The organism is Streptomyces sp. CB01635, from assembly GCF_002803065.1.
Taxonomy (GTDB): Bacteria; Actinomycetota; Actinomycetes; order Streptomycetales; family Streptomycetaceae; genus Streptomyces.
This window is the reverse complement of record NZ_NNBL01000011.1, coordinates 122,711-141,677: the sequence shown is the minus strand read 5'-3', so window position 1 is coordinate 141,677 and position 18,967 is coordinate 122,711. Positions and strand designations below refer to the sequence as shown.

Sequence of the window (18,967 nt, the reverse complement as noted above, 5' to 3'; positions counted from 1 at the left end):
CCCTGAATGCGCACATCCGTGTGCGCTTGACGCTTGAATGATCTGGGTTTCGGCAGTCAGCGTACGGGGAGTTACCGCGAGTCGGCTACGCAGGCCTGACCCCGAGATGTACGACGTCCGGAACGCCCCGGACAACCGGGATCTCTTCGGTGCGGACCGACCGGAATCCGGCATTCCACAAGGTTCCTTCAAAATTTGCGGAGGGCTGTGCGGACCACACGGCGAGCACGCCACCAGGGGCGAGCCTCTCCCGGCAGGCCGCGAGACCTACCGGTGAGTAGAGGTTGTCATTACCCTCCGTCACCGTCCAGTCGGGTCCGTTGTCGATGTCGAGGCACAGCGCGTCGTACGTCTCGGTCGATTCCTGGACGTACGAGACAAGGTCCGCCTCCACAATCTCCGTGCGCGGATCGGCGAGCGCGGACCGTGACAGCTCGGACAGCGGTCCCTCGCGATGCCAGTCGACGATCGCCGGCTCGCGCTCCACGACGGCGATGCGGCCCCAGCGGGAATTCGCAGCCGCGTGCGTGAGGGAGAATCCGACACCGAGCCCGCCGATAAGAATTCTTGGCGCCGGGCGGTCGTCGAGGGCGTCGAGCGCCGCGTCGACCAGGAGGCGCTCGGAGCGCCCGTCGGACGTGTCCATCAGGAAGCATCCGTTGGCGATGATCTGGAGCAGCGCGCCGTGGCGCCGCAGCACGACCTCTCCGAAGGGCCCTTCGCGCCGGTCGAGGACGACGGGGGCGGTGTGGTCGGTGTCGTACGGGGTGGGGTACGAGGTGGACATGGCGTCCATCCTGCCGTAACCGGCGCGACGCCTGACTGTCCCTGAAAGGGAGTTGGCGGCTCTCCTGTGCAGGTCCTGTGGATCGGGCCGCACGTGGCGCCGGTCATAGACAGTGCGGGTGCGAGGGGCGAAGGGTTGGGGCGGGCCGGACGGGAAAGGATGCCGCAGGTGGAGCGTGGCGTGACGGTCGAGGCTGGCGGGGCGGATGTTTCTTCGGGGACGCTGCCCGAGGCTTCGCCACTCCTGTCGCGGCACCTGCTCGACGCCATCCCGGCTCAGGCGCCGGGCAGTGGCACAGCGCTTGACGCGACCGGCGGGCGCACGGCGCCCGAGACCGCCGCCCCTCGTCGCCGGCTGCGCCCCTGGCGGCTGTTGCCCACGCCCACGGGGACCCCGTTCACCTTCGTCTACGCCGCCGTGCTCATCGGCACGTCCCTCTTCGCGCTGTTCGCCGATCCCGGCGTCGTCGAGTCCGCGCTGCGGGGTTCCAGTACCGACGTGGCGCACCTCGCGCACACGCCCGTGTTCGTGCTGGTCGCGAGCGCGCTGTGGATCGCCGGCGGGATCACATCCCCGTTCGCGGTCTGCTTCCTGGTCGTCCTCACGGCGCTGGAGCGCAGGATCGGCGGCCTGCGCACCGCCGGTGTCTTCGTCCTCGGCCACACCGTGGCGACGCTCGCCACCGAGGTGCCGGTCGGGCTCTCCGTGATGGCCGGGCATCTGCCAGAGAGCTCCCTGCACCGCCTCGACTACGGCATCAGCTTCGGCGTGGCCGCGAGCATCGGCGCCCTCGCCGGTCTCCTCACGCCCTGGCTGCGCTGGACCGTGCTCGCCGTCTGCGGCGGAATGCTGGTCGAGGACCTCATCGCGTTCACCGACCCGATGGCGAACTGGGGCCACCTCATGGCCCTCGCCATTGGCATCGGGACCTGGCCGCTGGTGCGCCGGTGGCGGCGCGTGCCGGGATCCTCCGCGACCTGACGCAGTCCCCCGGCCGGCCCATGGTCGTACATGTCACACACCCCCTCTGAACTGCGGATTTCCCCTGCCCATCCGCTGATCGCCGAGAGCGAACAGCGGCAGGGGAACATTCACGGGCTCACGTGCATTGAGTCTCCATAGCTCAACTTGACTGCTTAAGGGGAGATCATGGCATCGACGTCCACACCGCTCACCCTGCCCGTGCTGCCGCTCGACGACGAGGTCGTGCTGCCCGGAATGGTGGTGCCCCTGGACCTCAACGACAACGACGTACGCGCCGCGGTGGAGGCCGCCCAGGCAGCGGCCCGTTCCAGCGGGTCTGTGGGCGGCAGCAAGCCGAAGGTGCTTCTTGTTCCCCGGATCGACGGCACGTACGCGAACACCGGCGTGCTCGGGACCGTCGAGCAGGTGGGCCGGCTCGCCGACGGCGACCCCGGCGCCCTGATCCGCGGCCGCAGCCGGGTGCGGATCGGCGCGGGCACGACCGGCCCCGGCGCCGCCCTGTGGGTGGAGGGCCTCGCGGTCGAGGAGACCGTGCCGGAGCCGCTGCCCGGCTCCGTGACCGAGCTGGTCACCGAATACAAGGCACTCGCCACGAACTGGCTGAAGAAGCGCGGCGCCTGGCAGGTCGTGGACCGCGTCCAGCAGATCGACGACGTCTCCGCGCTCGCCGACAACTCCGGCTACTCGCCCTTCCTGAGCACCCCGCAGAAGGTGGAGCTCCTGGAGACGGCCGACCCGGTCGCCCGGCTCAAGCTGGCCACCGAGCAGCTGCGCGAGCACCTCGCCGAGCAGGACGTGGCCGAGTCCATTGCCAAGGACGTCCAGGAAGGCGTCGACAAGCAGCAGCGAGAGTTCCTGCTGCGGCGCCAGCTGGACGCCGTGCGCAAGGAGCTGCGCGAGCTGAACGGTGAGTCGGAGGGCGAGGAGTCCGACGACTACCGCACGCGGGTCGAGGCCGCCGACCTTCCGGAGAGGGTCCGCGAGGCCGCGCTCAAGGAGGTCGAGAAGCTGGAGCGGTCCAGCGATCAGTCCCCCGAGGGCTCGTGGATCCGCACCTGGCTCGACACGGTCCTCGAACTGCCGTGGAACGAGCGCACCGAGGACGAGTACGACATCCAGGGCGCCCAGAGCGTCCTCGACGCCGAGCACTCGGGCCTGGAGGACGTGAAGGAGCGCATCACCGAGTACCTGGCCGTGCGCAAGCGGCGTTCCGAGCGCGGGCTCGGCGTCGTCGGCGGGCGCAGGGGCGGCGCGGTGCTCGCGCTCGTCGGCCCGCCCGGCGTCGGCAAGACCTCGCTCGGCGAGTCCGTGGCGCACGCCATGGGCCGCAAGTTCGTCCGCGTCGCCCTCGGTGGCGTACGGGACGAGGCGGAGATCCGCGGACACCGGCGTACGTACGTGGGCGCCCTGCCGGGCCGTATCGTGCGGGCGATCAAGGAGGCCGGGTCGATGAACCCGGTCGTGCTGCTCGACGAGATCGACAAGGTGGGGTCCGACTTCCGGGGCGACCCGGCGGCCGCCCTGCTCGAAGTCCTCGACCCGGCGCAGAACCACACGTTCCGCGACCACTACCTGGAGGTCGAACTCGACCTCAGCGACGTCGTGTTCCTCGCGACGGCGAACGTCCTGGAGGCCATCCCGGAGGCCCTGCTCGACCGTATGGAGCTGGTCAGGCTCGACGGGTACACCGAGGACGAGAAGGTCGTCATCGCCCGCGATCACCTGCTCCCGCGCCAGCTGGAGCGGGCCGGTCTGGACAAGGGCGAGGTCACCCTCGACGAGAGCGCGCTGCGCAAGCTCGCCGGGGAGTACACGCGGGAAGCCGGCGTACGCAACCTGGAGCGGTCCGTCGCACGCCTGCTGCGCAAGGTCGCGGCCCAGCACGAACTGGGCGAGCGCGAGCTGCCGTTCACCGTAGAGGACACCGACCTGCGGAGCCTCATCGGGCGTCCGCACCACGTGCCCGAGGCGGCGCAGGACCCGGCCGAGCGCCGTACGGCGGTGCCGGGCGTGGCCACCGGACTCGCGGTCACCGGAGCGGGCGGCGACGTCCTCTACGTGGAGGCGTCCCTGGCCGACCCGGAGACCGGCGCGGCCGGCCTGACCCTGACCGGTCAGCTCGGTGACGTGATGAAGGAGTCCGCGCAGATCGCGCTCTCCTTCCTGCGCTCGCACGGCGCCGAACTGGAGCTGCCCGTCGCCGACCTGAAGGACCGGGGCGTGCACATCCACTTCCCGGCGGGCGCGGTGCCGAAGGACGGCCCGAGCGCGGGAGTCACCATGACGACCGCTCTCGCGTCGCTGCTCAGCGGGCGCCAGGTCCGTACGGACGTGGCGATGACCGGTGAGGTGTCGCTGACCGGCCGTGTGCTGCCGATCGGTGGCGTCAAGCAGAAGCTGCTCGCCGCGCACCGGGCCGGGATCACGACGGTCGTCATCCCGAAGCGGAACGAGGCGGACCTGGACGACGTCCCCGCCGAGGTCCTGGAGAAGCTGGACGTGCACCCGGTGACGGACGTGCGGCAGGTGCTCGAACTGGCACTGGCGCCGGCCGCCCTGGAGGTTACGGTCGCGGCGTGACGACTGCCCTTCGGTGGGCTTCGCCCACTGGGGCCGGATGACGAAGGCCCGGGTCCCCTTGGGGGCCCGGGCCTTCCCTGTGCGGCGGCCGCTAGCCGTTGGCCAGCGCCTGCAGTCGGTCGTAGGCGCCGTTGAACTTGCTGTGGTCGCCGACCGTCGGGCCGGACGACGTGTACTGCCACATCGTGTAGAAGCCCCAGCCGGCCGGGAGCGCGCCCGGGTCGGTGTTGTAGCGGGCGATCCAGAGCGGGTTGGTCGCCCCGAAGGCGCTGGAGTTGCCGGTGCACTCGGTCCACCAGCTCGTCGCCGTGTAGATCACGGCGTCGCGGCCGGTGCGGGCCTTGTACTGGTTCACGAAGTCACGGATCCAGCTGACCATCCCGGCCGCGGTCTTGCCGTAACAGGCCGCGCCGTACGGGTTCCACTCGATGTCGAGCGCGCCCGGCAGGGTCCTGCCGTCCCGGGACCAGCCGCCCCCGTGGTCCACGAAGTAGTTGGCCTGGGCGGCACCGGTCGTCGTGTCCGGGGTCGCGAAGTGGTACGCGCCGCGGATCATGCCGACGTCGTAGGAGCCGTTGTACTGCTGGGCGAAGTAGGGGTTCGTGTAGTACGTGCCCTCCGTGGCCTTGACGTAGGCCCACTTCACGCCGCTGTTCCAGAGGGTCGCCCAGGCCACGTTGCCGTTGTGGCTGCTGGTGTCCACGCCCTCGGTCTGGGTCGCCTTGTTGTCGGCGGGCAGACCGCCTCGGCCGTCGTGCTCGGCGACGCCCATGCCCATCGTGGCGGAGCCACGGGCGGGGACGTCGGCCGCCTGCGCCGCGGTGGGCAGGGTGAACAGCAGCGAGAGCGCCGCGAGGATGACTCCGGCCGCAGGGATGCGCCTCAGGCGCGGGCGGCGGACGGTTCCGGATCTGTGCACGGGCATTGCGTGCCTCCGAAGGCCTCGTTGAGCTTCTGTGAGCTCGGTGGGGGGACCTTTCGACATGTCACTGGTGTGGACATGTCGCCAATGAAGCTACGCACGTAGACCGCCGGGAGGGAAGGGGGCCCGGATGCTGCCGTTGGTCTACTCCTGCGAAATACTGGCGGAGCTGCGGCAATGGCCGCGAATGGCGGAAACTTTCAGGAACGGGAAACCCTGGCATGGGTGCTGACGTGCACGAGGACGGGAACGGCGCGCGGCCGGGCGCCGAATTCGACGCGACGGAGAGTGGTGTGGACCACGAATTCTTGTCCCTGGAGCGGGAGTTGACGGTCTTCCTCAGACGGGCCCGCGCCTCCTCCGGCGAGATGGCGCGCGCCGTCCACCCGGACCTCGAACCCGCCGCCTACGGCCTCCTCGCACGCCTGGAGGAGTGCGGCCGGCAGCGGGCCACCGAACTCGCCGCGTACGTCGGCGTCGGCAAGGCCACCATGAGCCGGCAGCTGCGCGCCCTGGAGGACCTCGGGCTCGTCGCGCGCGAGCCCGACCCCGCCGACGGCCGCGCCTGGCTCGTCCACCTCACCGACGAGGGCCGCGCCAACTTCCGCCAGGTGCGCGACGCCCGCCGGGCCACGTACGTACGCCAGCTCGCGGGCTGGGACCGCACCGAGGTGGCGGAACTGGCTCGCCTGCTGCACCAGTTGAACGCCGGGGCCGAGGGCTAGTCGCGCCCTACAGCTCCACGTACACCGCCGTCGCGTCGTCATGGGTCTTGCTGCGCCGCAGGAAGACCCGGTCCTGCTCGTCCGCGTCCTCCAGGGCCCGTACGCGCGCGACCGCCGCGTGAGCGCCCTCCTTGCGTACGAGCGCGAACAGGTCTGCCCAGTCGCCCTCGCGGAACTTCTCCACCCAGCGCGTGACTCCGTCGGTCAGTGCCACGAGCGTGCGCGCCTGCGCGCGGGGGAGTTCGCCGGTGACCGCGCGGGCGGCGGCCGAGGGGTCGGCGGCGGCCGTGAAGAAGCCGCCCTCCTTGTTGCGCACCGTCGCGTCGGCCACCTCGTCCGAGACGAGGGCGGAGCGCGGCACGCGGTCGAGCCGGTCGTCCACGAGCGCCGTGACCGAGCCGGACGCGTCCTCGACCAGCAACACCGAGTCGGACAGCACCAGATACTCGACCCGCTCCGCGTCCCACCGCGCCAGGACCACGGTTGCCTGAGGCGTACGCGGGTGAGAAAGGTCACAGGTGCGCCGATGGGTGTCGGCGGTGCGGCGGATTGCCTCGGCGAGGACGGCGGTCAGCGTCATATCCCTGAGTGAAACGGACAGTTCACCCAATGCGCCGCCGAGCCGGGCCGTGAACCAGGGGACGGAATGCAGGCAGCCGGTCTCGCCCCTGGGCGGCGTGACCCCGTCCAGGACCACCAGTGCTCCACCCTGTCCGGAGGCGGGAACGGCCGCAGAGGCGTAGTCCTCGTTGGGTCGGTCGGGGCTTCCGGGCTCCGTCGCGAGTTCGATGCGCATCCGGCCAGTCTGCACGAGCCCTTCACAAGAGGCCCGTTGAGCCGCGAGTTGAGCCGCATCAGCAGGTCAGGCGCCTGGTTTCGCCCGGAATGATCGACTCCGCCGGAGAGTGGCGGGGCATCTTGCCAAAGCCTGTGAGAGACGTCCAACCGGCGCCCCGTTCGGGCTCCGTGCCCATGCCACCGGGACTTGCTCGCCAACTCCCGCTCGATGTTCACTCCTTCGGGTGGCTGGCTAGGTGATGCGCGACCACTGCTCACCGGCACTGGAATGGTCTGGAGCCATTCCAGGGGGCGCGCGCGTTGACAGATCGTCACCCGGGCCCATGGGTAGACGAGTCAGGAATGCGAGCACCGGTGCGGAAGATGCGGCCTCGACGCAAGGGCAAGCAAGCGGCCTCCGAAGCGGACGAGGGGCGCACGACGGTTCCCGCAGGACCCGCCGCGCAGGCCCCGGCGGGCACCCCCGCGAACCCCGGAGGACGACGTACCGCGCGGGTGCGCAACCGGCTCATCATCGCCGTGGCGGTAGTCGCCGCGGCGATCGCCGGTGCCGCCGCACCCGCCCTCATGACCGCGTCCGGGCAGGTCGGCGACTCCCAGGAGCTGGTCGACCTCGCGGCGCGGACCCAGCAGACCGTCACGCTCTCCCACTCCCTGGCCGACGAGCGCGACGAGGTCACCGCCTTCATCGCCGCCGGGCGGCCCAAGGGTGAGGGGCTCTCCGAGAGCCGCAGCGCCCGCGTCGACCGGCAGCTCGAAGAGCTCCGCACCGACGCACCGGCCCCGCTGCAACGCGACCTCGCCGGCATCGCGGCCGTCCGCCGGGCCGCGCTCACCGGCAAGGGGAGCGCCCTCGAGGCGCACAAGGCGTACTCCGACGCGATCAACGAGCTGCACCGCACCGCCGAGCAGCTCGCCGAGAGCACCCCGCCCCGCGCGGGTTCCGGAGCACACGCCTTCGCCGACCTCGACCGGGCCGTCGAACAGGCCTCCGCCGCCCGCGGTCTCCTGCTCGCCGCGCTGGCCGTGCCGCGCTCCAGCCAGACGTCCACGGTCATCGACCCGGTCACCGGACTGCCGAAGACCGTCGTCTCCCAGGACTCGGCCGACGGCAAGCAGCGCGACGCCCTGAGCGCCGCCGCCCAGCAGGCCCAGGTACGCGAACAGGCCGCGCTCGCCGACTTCGAGGACGCCGCCCCGGCCGCGTCCGTCGCCTCCTACGGCGCGACGGTCACGGGGCCCGACGTCACCAAGGCCGACAAGTACCTGGCCGCCCTCACGGACGAGCCCACGCTGTCCGCCGACGACCTCGCCGGCAACCCCAAGAACATCGACGCCGCGCTGTCCGCCCGTATCGACCTGATGCGCGGCGCCGAGTCGTCCCTCTACGACCGGCGCACCAAGGACCTCGCCCTGCTGCGCGACGACGATGTCGACGCGCTCGAGGTCCGCATCGCGCTGGCCGGTCTGTGCCTGCTCGTCGCCGTCGGCGTCTCGATGGCCATGGCCCGCACACTGACCAGGCCGCTCGCGGTGCTCCGCCTCGGCTCGGCCCGCCTCGCGGGGGACCCGGTGAGCGAGGAGCCGGTCAAGTTCACCGGCCGCAACGACGAGTTCGCCCAGGTCGTACGGTCCGTCAACGCCCTGCACGCGCACACGGTCGGCCTCCAGGAGCGCCTCACCACGCTGGAGGCCGACCGCAAGCACCTGATCGGCCAGCGCGCGACCATGGCCGACGAGCGCGAGAAGCTGCGCGCCGAACTCGCCGCGGCCGCGGCCCACCTGGACCGGGTCCGGCACAGCATCCACGGCACGTTCGTGAACCTCGCCCTGCGCACCCTCGGCCTCGTGGAGCGCCAGCTCGGCGTCATCGAGAACCTGGAGGAGCGCGAGCAGGACCCCGAGCGCCTCGCGACCCTCTTCAAGCTCGACCACTTCGCCACGGTCATGCGGCGGCACAGCGAGAACCTCCTCGTACTCGCCGGCGCCGAGCACGGCCACGGAAACCCGGGCGCCGTCCCGCTGGTCGACGTCGTGCGTGCCGCGGTCAGCGAGATCGAGCGCTACGAGCGGGTCCGGATCTCCGCGCTCCCGCCGCACGCGCACCTCGCCGGCTTCGCCGCCGACGACCTCAGCCACCTTGTCGCCGAAGTCCTGGAGAACGCCACGTCGTTCTCGCCGCCCGACGCCTCCGTCGAGGTGTCCGGCTGGCTCCTGGAGAGCGGCGAGGTCATGCTCTCCGTCCAGGACGAGGGCATCGGCATGACCGACGAGCGGATGAAGGAGCTCAACGCCCGCCTCGCCGCCTTCGCGGACGACGAGATGTTCGACCCCGAGGACGGCGACGGCCTCGGCCTCGGCCTGTACGTCGTGGCCCGGCTCGCCGCCCGCCACGGCGTGCGGGTGCAGCTGCGCGAGCAGAAGCAGGGCGGGATCGCCGTCGTCGTCGTGCTGCCCAGGACGCTCCTCGCGGCGGCCCCCGCGGCAGCCGTGCCGCCGCGGGTCCCGGTGGCGGGCGCCGCGCCCGCCGTGCACCTGCCCGGATCCGAGGCCGAGGCCAACTCCAATGTCCTGAGCGGCCGTTCCAAGGAAGGCCACGACCCGCTGATCGCCGCGGCGGAGCACGCCGTACGGGAAGCGGGCACAGCCGCCGAAGCGCCTGCACCGGTGGCGGAACCCGAACCGGAGCTCACGAAGCCCGCGGTCCCGGCCGAGTCGCCCGCCGAGACGACCATGACGCTGACGGCGCCGATCCCGGCCGTCGACCCGGAACCCGTACCCGCCGTCGACCCGGAACCCGTACCGGCGGCAGTTTCCGAGCCCGCGCCGCAGACCCTGCACCTCGACGACGAGCCCGCGCACGAGCGGGTCGCCGACGAGACGGGCGCCGGGCAGACCAGCGGCACCCCGGGCCTGCCCACCCGGCCCAAGGCCGACACGCCTCCCGCTCCCGAGGCGGCGGACGAGCCCGTGATCCCCGCGGCCCGTACCCCCCAGTGGGAGCGCGTCACGGACAAGGGCCTGCCCAAGAGGACCCCCAAGATCTCGGCCCCCGCGCCCGCCGCGGCGCCGCGCACCGGATCCGTCGACGCGGACGCCCTGCGCCGCAGGCTCGGCGGATTCCACCAGGGGGCCAACAAGGGACGGCGGGACGTCGAGGCCGAGATCGGCGGGACGGAACAGACCGCAGAACCCAAGGGGGACACAGTCGAGGAGGCAAGCAGTTGACTGCGCCCAGTCGCACGCCGAGTGCGTCCACCCCCGGATTCGGACTCAGTACCGAAGCCCGCAACCTGCACTGGCTGCTGACCAATCTGGTGGAGGAGGTGCCAGGGCTCCTCTCGGTCGCGGTCGTCTCCTCCGACGGGCTGCTCCTGCTCTCCTCCGACCCCGGCAGGAACAATGAGAGCCCTGCCGACCACAGCGGCGGACCCAAGGGGTCAAGCGCCGACCTGGCCACGATCGTGTCCGGCATCGGCAGCCTCACCATCGGTGCCGCCAAGCTGATGGACGGCGGCAGCGTCAAGCAGACCATGGTCGCGATGGAGGAAGGCAGCCTCTTCGTCATGTCCATCAGCGACGGCTCACTGCTCGGCGTGCACGCCACCCCGGACTGCGACATGAGCGTCGTCGCCTACCACATGGCGCTCTTCGTCGGCCGTGCCGGGCACGTCCTCACGCCCGAACTCCGCAGTGAACTGCGCCAGTCGATGGAGAACGCCAAGTGAGCAGCAGCAGTAGCGTCACCAATCTCAGTACCGGCGGCCCGAAACTTCCCACCCGGGGCGGCGACCGCAAGCCGGCCCGGGTGCGCCCCTACTCGCTCACCGGCGGCCGCACCCGCTTCGGCCATGTGCTGCTCGTCGAGACGTTCGTCGCCGCGCTCGAAGCGCCCGAGGAACGCCTCGAGATAGGCCAGGGCACGCTCTCGACGCGGATCATGCCGGAGATGCGGGCGATCGTGGAGCTGTGCCGCCGCATGCGCACGGTCGCCGAGATCGCCGCGCTCCTGAAGATGCCCCTCGGCGTGGTCCGCGTACTGCTCAGCGACCTCGCCGACCAGGGAAAGATCCGCGTTTACGGAACCGGCCACGGCCCGGGCCAGCCGGACCGCGCACTGCTTGAAAGGGTGCTGAGTGGACTCCGTCGTCTCTGAAGGCGTCACCGAGGGCGTCACGCCCGCCTTCGTACCTGCCCAGCCGTCGTCCGGCCGTGAAGCCATCGCCTTCGAGCCCCAGGAAGAGCTCCAGGCCTGGCAGACGGACCGCACCCGCGCCCCGATCGCCACGAAGATAGTGGTGGCCGGCGGCTTCGGCGTCGGCAAGACCACCCTCGTCACCGCCGTCTCGGAGATCCAGCCCCTCCAGACCGAGGCGCTGATGACCCAGGCGAGCGAGGAGACCGACGACCTCACCGCCACCCCGGACAAGACCACGACCACGGTCGCCATGGACTTCGGGCGGATCACGCTCGACGACGACCTGGTGCTCTACCTCTTCGGCACGCCGGGGCAGCAGCGCTTCTGGTTCATGTGGGACGACCTGGTGCGCGGCGCGATCGGCGCGGTCGTGCTCGCCGACACCCGGCGGCTGTCCGACTGCTTCCCGGCCCTCGACTACTTCGAGAGCTGCGGGCTCCCGTACGTCGTCGCCGTCAACCACTTCGACGGCTCCGACGAGTTCGCCGCCGCCGACGTGCGCGAGGCTTTGACGGTGCCGCCGCACATCCCTGTCCTCATCATGGACGCGCGGCAGCGCATCTCGGTCGTCGAGACCCTCCTGGCCCTCGTCGGCCACGCGCTCGACGCCACCCCCGAATAGCCACCACCCCTCAGCAGTAGAAGAGGCACCCGCATGCGGAAGATACTCGTCGTCGGAGCCGGACAGTCCGGTCTCCAGCTCGCCCTCGGCCTCCAGTCGAACGGGTACGAGGTCACCCTGATGTCCAACCGCACCGCGGACGAGATCCGGTCCGGCCGGGTCATGTCCACGCAGTGCATGTTCGACACGGCGCTCCAGCACGAGCGCGACCTCCAGGTGAACTTCTGGGAGTCCCAGGCCCCGAAGATCGAGGGCCTCGGCGTCTCCGTCGCCGCCCCCGGCTCCTTCGACCCGGGCCCCTCGCAGCGCGCCATCGACTGGGTGGGCAAGCTCGACGGCTACGCGCAGTCCGTCGACCAGCGCGTGAAGATGGCCGGCTGGATGGAGACGTTCGCGCAGCGCGGCGGCCAGCTCGTCATCCACGGCGCCGCGGTCTCCGACCTCGACTACTTCGCCCGCACCTACGACCTGGTGCTCGTCTCCGCCGGCAAGGGCGAGCTGGTCTCGATGTTCGGCCGCGACGCCTCGCGCTCCCCGTACACCGAGCCGCAGCGCGCGCTTGCCGTCGCGTACGTGCACGGCATGGGCCCCCGCCCCGAGCACCCGGAATTCGACGCCGTGCGCTGCAACCTGGTGCCCGGCGTCGGCGAGCTGTTCGTCATGCCGACCCTCACCACCTCGGGCCGCGCGGACATCCTGTTCTGGGAGGGCATCCCCGGCGGTCCGCTGGACGCCTTCAAGGGCGTCAAGGACCCCTCGGAGCACCTGGCCCTCACCCTGGAGCTGATGGAGAAGTTCACGCCCTGGGAGTACGCGCGCGCCACGAAGGTCGAGCTGACCGACGCCAACGCGACCCTCGCCGGCCGTTACGCGCCGACCGTCCGCAACCCGATCGGGCGGCTGCCCGGCGGCGGCGCGGTCCTCGGTGTCGCCGATGTCGTCGTCGCCAACGACCCGATCACGGGCCAGGGTTCGAACTCGGCGTCCAAGTGCGCCGCCTCGTACCTCGACTCGATCACCGAGCACGGCGACAAGCCGTTCGACGAGGAGTGGATGCAGTCCACCTTCGACCGCTACTGGGACACCGCGCAGCACGTCGTGAAGTGGACCAACGCGATGCTGGGCGTCCCGCCGGAGCACGTCCTCAACCTGATCGGCGCCGCCGGCCAGCTCCAGCCGGTCGCCGACCGCTTCGCGAACGGCTTCAACAACCCGGCCGACTTCGAGAACTTCTTCTATGAGCCCGAGAAGACGAACGCCTACCTGGCCTCCGTCTCCGGCTGATCCCGCGGCGGGGCGCGCACCGGTCAGCCGGTGGGCGCCCCCGCGGCGCCGTACCCGGTGTCGTCGCCGCCCGTCGCGCCCCCGGGCAGCTTCGGCGGGGTGTAGCCCTTCATCGACACGTCTCCCTGATCGGGGCGGACGGCGCCGAGCAGCGGGTTGGCCGCGATCGGCGACACCTTGACCTTCGCGCCCGGCCGCGGCGCCTGCACCACCATCCCGTCGCCCAGGTACATCGCCACGTGCGTGGCCTCGCGGAAGTACACGACGAGATCCCCGGGCCGCAGCTTGTTCAGCGGGACGCGCGGCAGTTTCGCCCACTGCTCCTGCGAGGTGCGGGGAATGACCTCGCCCGCGTGCTCCCACGCCTGCGACGTGAGCCCCGAGCAGTCGAACGACGCGGGCCCTTCCGCGCCCCACACGTACGGCTTCCCGATCTGCTTCACCGCGTACGCGACTGCCGCGTCCCCGGCCCGTGACGGCGCCTGCTGTGAACTGAGCGCGCCCGACGCCATGAACGTTTTCTGGGCCTTCGCCATCCCCGCGTCCTCCAGGCGGGTCAGCTCGGCGAGCTGGCCCGGGCCGAGTGAGGCGAGCAGCCTCTCGACGTCCTTGAGGCGGGCCTGGACAGCGTCCCGGTCCTTCTTCTGCCGCTCCGACAGCCGAGTCTGCTCGGCGAGCGCCTTGCGTGCCTGCGTCGCCAGGCTGTCGGCGCGCTTCTCGCCGCCGACGAGCCGGTCCACGGTCGCCATGCGCTCCTGGGCCACGCGCCGGATCACATGGCCCTGGTCGAGGGCGTGCTGCGGGTCGCGGGCGAGGAGCAGGCGCAGGTAGGGGGAGAGGTTGCTGCTGCCCTGGTACTGCTCGCGGGCGAGGCGTCCTGCCGCGCCCCGGCTTTCGTGGAGCGAGGTGCGGGCCGTGGCCAGCTTGCGGGCCAGGTCGCCGGCCGTCTTCCGGCGCTTCTTGAGCTTCTCGGCGGTCGCGTTGTACTTCTCGGTGGCCTTCTCGGCTTCCTGGTAAAGGCGCTGAAGATCCGTCAGGAGTGTGGCGACGGCGTTGCGGTTGGCCGCGGGGAGGGGCTGGGGGTCCGGTGTGGGTGCGGCGGACGCGGGCCCCGGCGCCGCGAGCGTCGATGCCACCGCCGCCGCACAGGCCCACCGCAGAAGGCTTCCTGACACGTCATCACCTCCGGTGCGGGGCGGTCCGTCCGTCCCGCACCGTGAGCATCAACACGTCCGCCCGCCCGCGCGCCTCCTGCTGGGCGGTTCGGCCCAAGGACCTCACCCGGCCGGGGGACTCCACGAAGGTGATCTACGATGTCGGCTGCTACGGACGCGGCTTGGACCAGGGCCACCGGAGCCCGCTGTCGTCGCGCCCCGAAGGGTCGTACTCGTACTTCCAGCGGTGAGTGAACCGGATCTTGCCGGGGGTCATCGGCACCCGGCGGTAGATGAGCACCGTGCCCGGGGAACCGTCGGGGCCCGGCACCGGGATGCGGTACACCTTCGGCGGATGCCCCGTCGGTCCCAGCAGCACGGGCAGCACCCGCCCGTCCATCGGCCCGCCGACGAACGGCGTCTCTTCGCTCTTCACGGCACCAGTGTCACAGCAGGTGTGCCGCGTCACTCACCACGGGCAGCACCAGGCGGGCCAGCCGGCCCACGGGCCCGTCCGCCGTCTCCAGGGCCAGCGCGTGCCGCACCGCCTCGGCGGTCTGCGGGTCGCGGCCCGCCGTCGCCGTGAGGACGGCCATGAACTGGTCGACGAGCCCGTCGCGCAGCTCGTCCAGCGGCGGCTTCTTGTCCTCGTCGAGCCAGATCAGCGAGGCCGCCTCCACGGCCGTGATCCACATGCGTACGGTCATCCGCAACCGGGGACCCGGGTCCGCCACGGCGAGATGGCTCAGGATGTGCTCGGCCGCCGCCCTGCGCACGCCGTCCACGATCGACGTCGTCCGCGACGTCTCCACCACGCTGCCGCCCTGGAGCAGCGCGGCGAACCCCATGTCGTGCTGGTCCACGAAACCGAGGTAGCGGTCGAGGGCCCGCGTGAGCCGGCCGCTCAGCGGTCCTTCCTGCGGCTCCGCGAAGCACTTCTCCAGCTCGTCGGCCGCGGAGCGCAGCGCGGCCTCGTACAACTGCTGCTTGCCGCCGGGGAAGTACCGGTAGACGAGCGGCCGCGAGACACCGGCCGCCTCCGCCACGTCGTCGAGGGACACCTCCTCGGGTGCCCGGTGCGCGAAGAGGGACAGCGCGGCGACGAGGAGCTGGCTGCGACGCTCCTCGACGCTGAGCCGTCGGTACGCGCGGGTTCCGGGTGCCGAGGTCATGTCCCGCAGCGTAACCGGCTTTTCGTGCGAGGGTCCTGTACGGAGGCGCTCCGCCGGGCCCCGGGCGCAGTCCGAGGCGAGCAGTCCGGACGACTTCCACAGCTTGTGTCCGGTGCCCCGCATGACGCCGGTGTCGTCCAGGCATTGTCGATGTGCGGCTCCGCTGCGTGGCGGTCAGGCGAGCAGTCCGGACGACTTCCACAGCCTGCGTCCGACGCCCCGCATGACCCCGATGTCGTCCAGGAAGTCCGTCAGGCGCTTGGCGCCGGTCTGCATGATCTCGCGCCGGTGGCCGCTGGCCTTGACCTGCGCCAGCGCCTCCTTCGGGTCGAGCCCCGCCCGCTCGTAGGCGGCCGGGTTGTGGAACGCCGTGTAGATCACGCGGGCGGCCTCGCCGCACACGATCCGGGTGTACGCCCCCTCCGCCGGGCCGCACTTCACCATCTGGCGGCGCAGCTCCTCACGGGCGTAGCGCACGTGCCGCGCCTCCTCGATGACGTGGATGCGGGTGATGCCGCGCACCAGCGGCTGGACGCGCTCGTCCGGGAACGTCATCCGCTGCATCCAGTCGATGATCTCCTCGCCGAGCAGCGTCGCCGCGAAGGATCCCGGCGTCGTGGAGATCGTCTTGAGCACGCGCCCCAGGTTGTGGTGGATACGCGGCATGGGAAAGCTCTCGCCGACGCTCCTCTTGATCATGCGGGCGAACATCATGGAGTGCCGGCACTCGTCGGCGATCTCCGTGAGGGCGTAGCGCACATGGCTGCTGGTCAGCGACTTGTCGTAGATGTGCCGTACGAGGAGCTGCATCAGGATGATCTCGAACCAGACGCCCATGGACGCCATGGAGGCGGCCTCGTACTTGGAGAGCTCGATGCGCTGCTCCTGCGGCATCCGCTTCCACATGGGGGTGTCGTAGAGCGAGCAGAGCTCCGGGGGCCAGTACCACATGCCCTCGACGTCGGGGGCGTCCCAGTCCAGCTCCTTGTCCGGGTCGAAGGAGTGCTTGGCGGAGGAGTCGAGCAGGCGCTCGGCCACCTGCTCGCGGTCCTTGAGCAGCCCGAGCGCGTCGCGCAGACCCTCGAACGCGTCGGCTTCCGTCACGGTCGTCATGGCTGTCTCCACCTCGTCGTACGGGAAACGGTGCCGCGGCACAGGAGTTACCAGCGGTCACGTCTTATGAGACTGCCTGTCAGCAAGGCCGTCAATCCCTTGCGCGTCACTTGTTGACCCCGTGTCCACAAGCGTGTGAGCCTGCCTGTATGTCGACGCATGAGCTGTACACCAGGGCGCCCGAGGAGCTCAACTGGCAAGTACCTGCGGCTGGTTCGGCAAGATTCAGCTGGGAGTACGACGAGGGCAGGGACCGCCTCCTCGCGCTCTACCAGAAGGGCAAGGACAAGCAGTGGGACGGTGCCAAGCGCATCGACTGGGGCCTCGAGGTCGATCCCCACAACCCGCTCGGCACTCCCGACGAGGCGCTGACCCTCTACGGCACCCGGCACTGGGCGAAGATGACGGACCAGGACAAGGGCGAGCTGCGCAAGCACTACGCGTCCTGGCAGTTCAGCCAGTTCCTGCACGGTGAGCAGGGCGCGATGGTGTGCGCCGCCCGCATCGTCGAGTCCGTCCCCGACATGGACGCCAAGTTCTACTCGGCGACCCAGACCATGGACGAGGCCCGGCACGCGGAGATCTTCGGCCGCTTCCTGCACGAGAAGGTCGGGATGCTCTACCCGATCAACGACAACCTCCAGTCGCTCCTCGGCGACACCCTGCGCGACTCCCGCTGGGACATGCCCTACCTCGGCATGCAGGTCCTCATCGAGGGCCTGGCGCTCGCCGCGTTCGGCATGATCCGCGACACCACGGACAAGCCGCTGCCCCAGCAGATCCTCGCGTACGTCATGCAGGACGAGGCCCGCCATGTGGCCTTCGGGCGGATGGCCCTGCGCGACTACTACAAGCAGCTCACCGATGCCGAACTGCGCGAGCGCGAGGAGTTCGTCATCGAAGGCTGCTACCTGATGCGCGACCGGCTGCGCGGCGTCGAGGTCCTGGAGAACTTCGGCATCTCCAAGGCGGAGGCCGACGAGTACAGCGAGCAGTCCGAGTTCCTGGCCCTCTTCCGCCAGCTGCTCTTCTCCCGGATCGTGCCCTGCGTCAAGGACATCGGCCTGTGGGGCAAGCGCCTCCAGCAGGCGTACGTCGACATGGGCGTCTTCGAGATGGGCAACTCGAACCTCGACCAGCTGATGGCCCAGGACGAGGAGATCGCCGAGAAGCTCGACGCGGAACGCTTCGCGGCGGAGGAACTGGAGCGCGTCGCGGAGGTCGAGTCGACGATCGGGGAGGGCGCGCAGCAGCCCTAGGGCTCGCCCGAGCGGGACCCGGCGAGTCCGGGCCCATCCGGGGTGTCCGGGGTGTGGGGGTGTGTCACCCGCATGGAGTATTTTGCTGACGTGTCCACGCCTCAGCCACCCCAGCCCGGCCCGTACGGCCAGCAGCCCCCGGCCGGGCCCTACGGCCGGCCCGGCCCCTACGGTCCGCAGCAGCCCGGCCCGCACGGCCAGCCCGGTCCGTACGCCCAGCCGGGCCAGCCCGGTCCGTACGCCCAGCAGCCCTACCCGGGCGGTGCCCCCTACCCCGGATGGGGCGGTGCCCCGATGGGCCCGCCGCCCAAGAAGCGGCGGGTCGGGATGATTCTCGGCATCGTCGGCGGCGCGGTCGGCGTCGTCGTCATCGGCATCGTCGCGGTCGCCATGCTCGGCTCGGAGGTCGACAAGAGCTTCCCGGCGGCCGAGTACAAGCTGACCATCCCGAAGACCGTCCTCGACGGGAGGTACACCCTCACCGAGGACCTGTCCGGCACCCAGGGCAAGGAGATCGAGGACGAGGCGGACGGCGCCTGGGACGCACGCGACACCAAGGCGGCCGTCGGCCAGTACGCCGCGACCGACCCCGCCAAGAAGAACGCGGGTGTGGTGATCTCCGGCATGTACGGCCGGTTCAAGAACACCGACCTGGCCCGCAAGAACATGATGCAGGGCGCCGCCAAGAGCGACGGCGCCGAAGTCGCCGTGCCCGCCAAGGACTTCAAGCCGGCCGGCTCCGACGTCACCATCACGTGCCAGGTGCTCACCAAGGCGCAGGCGACCATCCCGATGTGCGCCTGGGCCGACGGGAACACCGGCGCCACCGTCGCCGAGATCACCCCCGAGATCGCCCTTCAGGCCCCCTCCGAGGTGGACCTCGACGCGGCGGCCGCGACCGCGGCGAAGATCCGCTCGGAGATCAGGAAGCCGATCGGCTGACGGACTCCGGCTCCGACGTCGGCTCCGGCTCGGGGCCGGCGTCGCCCGCCGGGAACGACGTACGCAGATTGAACGCGTACGGCGTCGGGCCGTGCGTCCGCAGATGGACCAGGCGTTCCTCCGCTTCCTCGACGGTGGGCAGCCACGCGTCGTCGAAGATCCGGAAGCTCGTCGCGTCCCCGGTGTCGTCCTTCAGGCGCCACACGAACCCGTCCGACGCGTCGGCGACGGCGTTCACCGGATCGAGTCCCTCCGCGAAGTCCCTCAGCTGCTCCGAGTCGAGCGGGGCGGTGAGGCGGCCGATGTTCACCTGGGCGAGTTCGTGCCGAGTCCCGTTTTCCGTCGTGTGCGCAGTCCCGTAGTCGGTCATGGACTGCACGACAGGCAGCGGACGCGTCGCCGTAGAGGGCCATTTCACCTGTCGGTA

General features: G+C 70.8%; 18 protein-coding genes. 10 read left to right on the top strand and 8 right to left on the bottom strand.

The features are described 5' to 3' along the window. Positions 1-85: 85 nt before the first annotated feature. Positions 86-787, bottom strand: coding sequence for a spermidine synthase (locus CG723_RS26045; protein WP_100595904.1), 702 nt, complete (start codon positions 785-787; stop codon positions 86-88). 180 nt (positions 788-967) lie between these two features. Here CG723_RS26045 and CG723_RS26040 point away from each other — a divergent pair, with 180 nt between their 5' ends. Further along, positions 968-1,768, top strand: coding sequence for a rhomboid-like protein (locus tag CG723_RS26040; RefSeq protein ID WP_442802587.1), 801 nt, complete (start codon positions 968-970; stop codon positions 1,766-1,768). 168 nt (positions 1,769-1,936) lie between these two features. Then, positions 1,937-4,351 (top strand): endopeptidase La, encoded by a 2,415-nt coding sequence (lon, locus tag CG723_RS26035; RefSeq protein ID WP_100595903.1) that lies wholly within the window; start codon positions 1,937-1,939, stop codon positions 4,349-4,351. A gap of 91 nt (positions 4,352-4,442) precedes the next feature. Here the strand turns inward: lon and CG723_RS26030 are convergent, their stop codons facing one another. Continuing rightward, complete coding sequence (locus CG723_RS26030) at positions 4,443-5,276, bottom strand: lysozyme (RefSeq protein ID WP_100595902.1); 834 nt, start codon at positions 5,274-5,276, stop codon at positions 4,443-4,445. A 218-nt stretch (positions 5,277-5,494) separates the two neighbouring features. Here CG723_RS26030 and CG723_RS26025 point away from each other — a divergent pair, with 218 nt between their 5' ends. Continuing rightward, positions 5,495-5,998 (top strand): MarR family winged helix-turn-helix transcriptional regulator, encoded by a 504-nt coding sequence (locus CG723_RS26025; RefSeq protein ID WP_100595901.1) that lies wholly within the window; start codon positions 5,495-5,497, stop codon positions 5,996-5,998. Positions 5,999-6,005: 7 nt separating this feature from the next. Here the strand turns inward: CG723_RS26025 and CG723_RS26020 are convergent, their stop codons facing one another. Then, positions 6,006-6,794, bottom strand: a complete 789-nt coding sequence (locus CG723_RS26020) for a protein phosphatase 2C domain-containing protein (protein WP_100595900.1) — start codon at positions 6,792-6,794, stop codon at positions 6,006-6,008. Positions 6,795-7,138: 344 nt separating this feature from the next. On the opposite strand from CG723_RS26020, the gene CG723_RS26015 reads away from it, so the two are divergent. The 5 genes from CG723_RS26015 to CG723_RS25995 all read left to right on the top strand — a co-directional run bounded on the left by CG723_RS26015 (position 7,139) and on the right by CG723_RS25995 (position 12,900). Next, positions 7,139-10,024, top strand: coding sequence for a sensor histidine kinase (locus CG723_RS26015; RefSeq protein WP_100595899.1), 2,886 nt, complete (start codon positions 7,139-7,141; stop codon positions 10,022-10,024). Beyond that, positions 10,021-10,524 carry a roadblock/LC7 domain-containing protein gene (locus tag CG723_RS26010; RefSeq protein WP_100595898.1) on the top strand — a complete coding sequence of 168 codons (504 nt, stop codon included), beginning with the start codon at positions 10,021-10,023 and terminating at the stop codon, positions 10,522-10,524. Before CG723_RS26015 ends, CG723_RS26010 begins: the two co-directional genes overlap by 4 nt. Then, positions 10,521-10,952, top strand: a complete 432-nt coding sequence (locus tag CG723_RS26005; protein WP_100595897.1) for a DUF742 domain-containing protein — start codon at positions 10,521-10,523, stop codon at positions 10,950-10,952. The genes CG723_RS26010 and CG723_RS26005 overlap by 4 nt, the downstream gene beginning before the upstream one ends. Before the next feature lie 64 nt (positions 10,953-11,016). Continuing rightward, positions 11,017-11,616 carry a GTP-binding protein gene (locus tag CG723_RS26000; RefSeq protein ID WP_384258726.1) on the top strand — a complete coding sequence of 200 codons (600 nt, stop codon included), beginning with the start codon at positions 11,017-11,019 and terminating at the stop codon, positions 11,614-11,616. Between the two features lie 33 nt (positions 11,617-11,649). Continuing rightward, entirely contained in the window at positions 11,650-12,900 is a 1,251-nt protein-coding gene (locus CG723_RS25995) for a styrene monooxygenase/indole monooxygenase family protein (protein ID WP_100595895.1), read from the top strand. A gap of 23 nt (positions 12,901-12,923) precedes the next feature. Here CG723_RS25995 and CG723_RS25990 read toward each other — a convergent pair whose 3' ends face one another. The 4 genes from CG723_RS25990 to CG723_RS25975 all read right to left on the bottom strand — a co-directional run bounded on the left by CG723_RS25990 (position 12,924) and on the right by CG723_RS25975 (position 16,339). Beyond that, positions 12,924-14,075, bottom strand: a complete 1,152-nt coding sequence (locus CG723_RS25990; protein WP_100595894.1) for a C40 family peptidase — start codon at positions 14,073-14,075, stop codon at positions 12,924-12,926. Positions 14,076-14,223: 148 nt separating this feature from the next. Next, positions 14,224-14,490: a hypothetical protein gene (locus CG723_RS25985; RefSeq protein WP_100595893.1), complete on the bottom strand. Its 267-nt coding sequence runs from the start codon at positions 14,488-14,490 to the stop codon at positions 14,224-14,226. A gap of 10 nt (positions 14,491-14,500) precedes the next feature. Then, on the bottom strand, positions 14,501-15,226 hold the full coding sequence (locus CG723_RS25980) for a TetR/AcrR family transcriptional regulator (protein ID WP_100595995.1): 726 nt from the start codon (positions 15,224-15,226) through the stop codon (positions 14,501-14,503). Positions 15,227-15,400: 174 nt separating this feature from the next. Beyond that, on the bottom strand, positions 15,401-16,339 hold the full coding sequence (locus tag CG723_RS25975) for an AurF N-oxygenase family protein (protein ID WP_100595892.1): 939 nt from the start codon (positions 16,337-16,339) through the stop codon (positions 15,401-15,403). Between the two features lie 149 nt (positions 16,340-16,488). Here CG723_RS25975 and CG723_RS25970 point away from each other — a divergent pair, with 149 nt between their 5' ends. Further along, complete coding sequence (locus CG723_RS25970; RefSeq protein WP_100595891.1) at positions 16,489-17,598, top strand: ferritin-like domain-containing protein; 1,110 nt, start codon at positions 16,489-16,491, stop codon at positions 17,596-17,598. Between the two features lie 90 nt (positions 17,599-17,688). Further along, entirely contained in the window at positions 17,689-18,540 is an 852-nt protein-coding gene (locus CG723_RS25965; RefSeq protein WP_100595890.1) for a hypothetical protein, read from the top strand. Here the strand turns inward: CG723_RS25965 and CG723_RS25960 are convergent. Further along, positions 18,521-18,910: a DUF3291 domain-containing protein gene (locus CG723_RS25960; protein ID WP_100595994.1), complete on the bottom strand. Its 390-nt coding sequence runs from the start codon at positions 18,908-18,910 to the stop codon at positions 18,521-18,523. The genes CG723_RS25965 and CG723_RS25960 overlap by 20 nt on opposite strands. Positions 18,911-18,967: the final 57 nt, after the last annotated feature.

What these genes read in the sequence shown, in the direction of transcription:
- CG723_RS26045 (WP_100595904.1), bottom strand. Translation starts at nt 787, where the DNA reads ATGTCCACCTCGTACCCCACCCCGTACGACACCGACCACACCGCCCCC.
- lon (WP_100595903.1), top strand. Translation starts at nt 1,937, where the DNA reads ATGGCATCGACGTCCACACCGCTCACCCTGCCCGTGCTGCCGCTCGAC.
- CG723_RS26030 (WP_100595902.1), bottom strand. Translation starts at nt 5,276, where the DNA reads ATGCCCGTGCACAGATCCGGAACCGTCCGCCGCCCGCGCCTGAGGCGC.
- CG723_RS26025 (WP_100595901.1), top strand. Translation starts at nt 5,495, where the DNA reads ATGGGTGCTGACGTGCACGAGGACGGGAACGGCGCGCGGCCGGGCGCC.
- CG723_RS26020 (WP_100595900.1), bottom strand. Translation starts at nt 6,794, where the DNA reads ATGCGCATCGAACTCGCGACGGAGCCCGGAAGCCCCGACCGACCCAAC.
- CG723_RS26015 (WP_100595899.1), top strand. Translation starts at nt 7,139, where the DNA reads ATGCGAGCACCGGTGCGGAAGATGCGGCCTCGACGCAAGGGCAAGCAA.
- CG723_RS25995 (WP_100595895.1), top strand. Translation starts at nt 11,650, where the DNA reads ATGCGGAAGATACTCGTCGTCGGAGCCGGACAGTCCGGTCTCCAGCTC.
- CG723_RS25980 (WP_100595995.1), bottom strand. Translation starts at nt 15,226, where the DNA reads ATGACCTCGGCACCCGGAACCCGCGCGTACCGACGGCTCAGCGTCGAG.
- CG723_RS25975 (WP_100595892.1), bottom strand. Translation starts at nt 16,339, where the DNA reads ATGACGACCGTGACGGAAGCCGACGCGTTCGAGGGTCTGCGCGACGCG.
- CG723_RS25970 (WP_100595891.1), top strand. Translation starts at nt 16,489, where the DNA reads ATGTCGACGCATGAGCTGTACACCAGGGCGCCCGAGGAGCTCAACTGG.
- CG723_RS25960 (WP_100595994.1), bottom strand. Translation starts at nt 18,910, where the DNA reads ATGACCGACTACGGGACTGCGCACACGACGGAAAACGGGACTCGGCAC.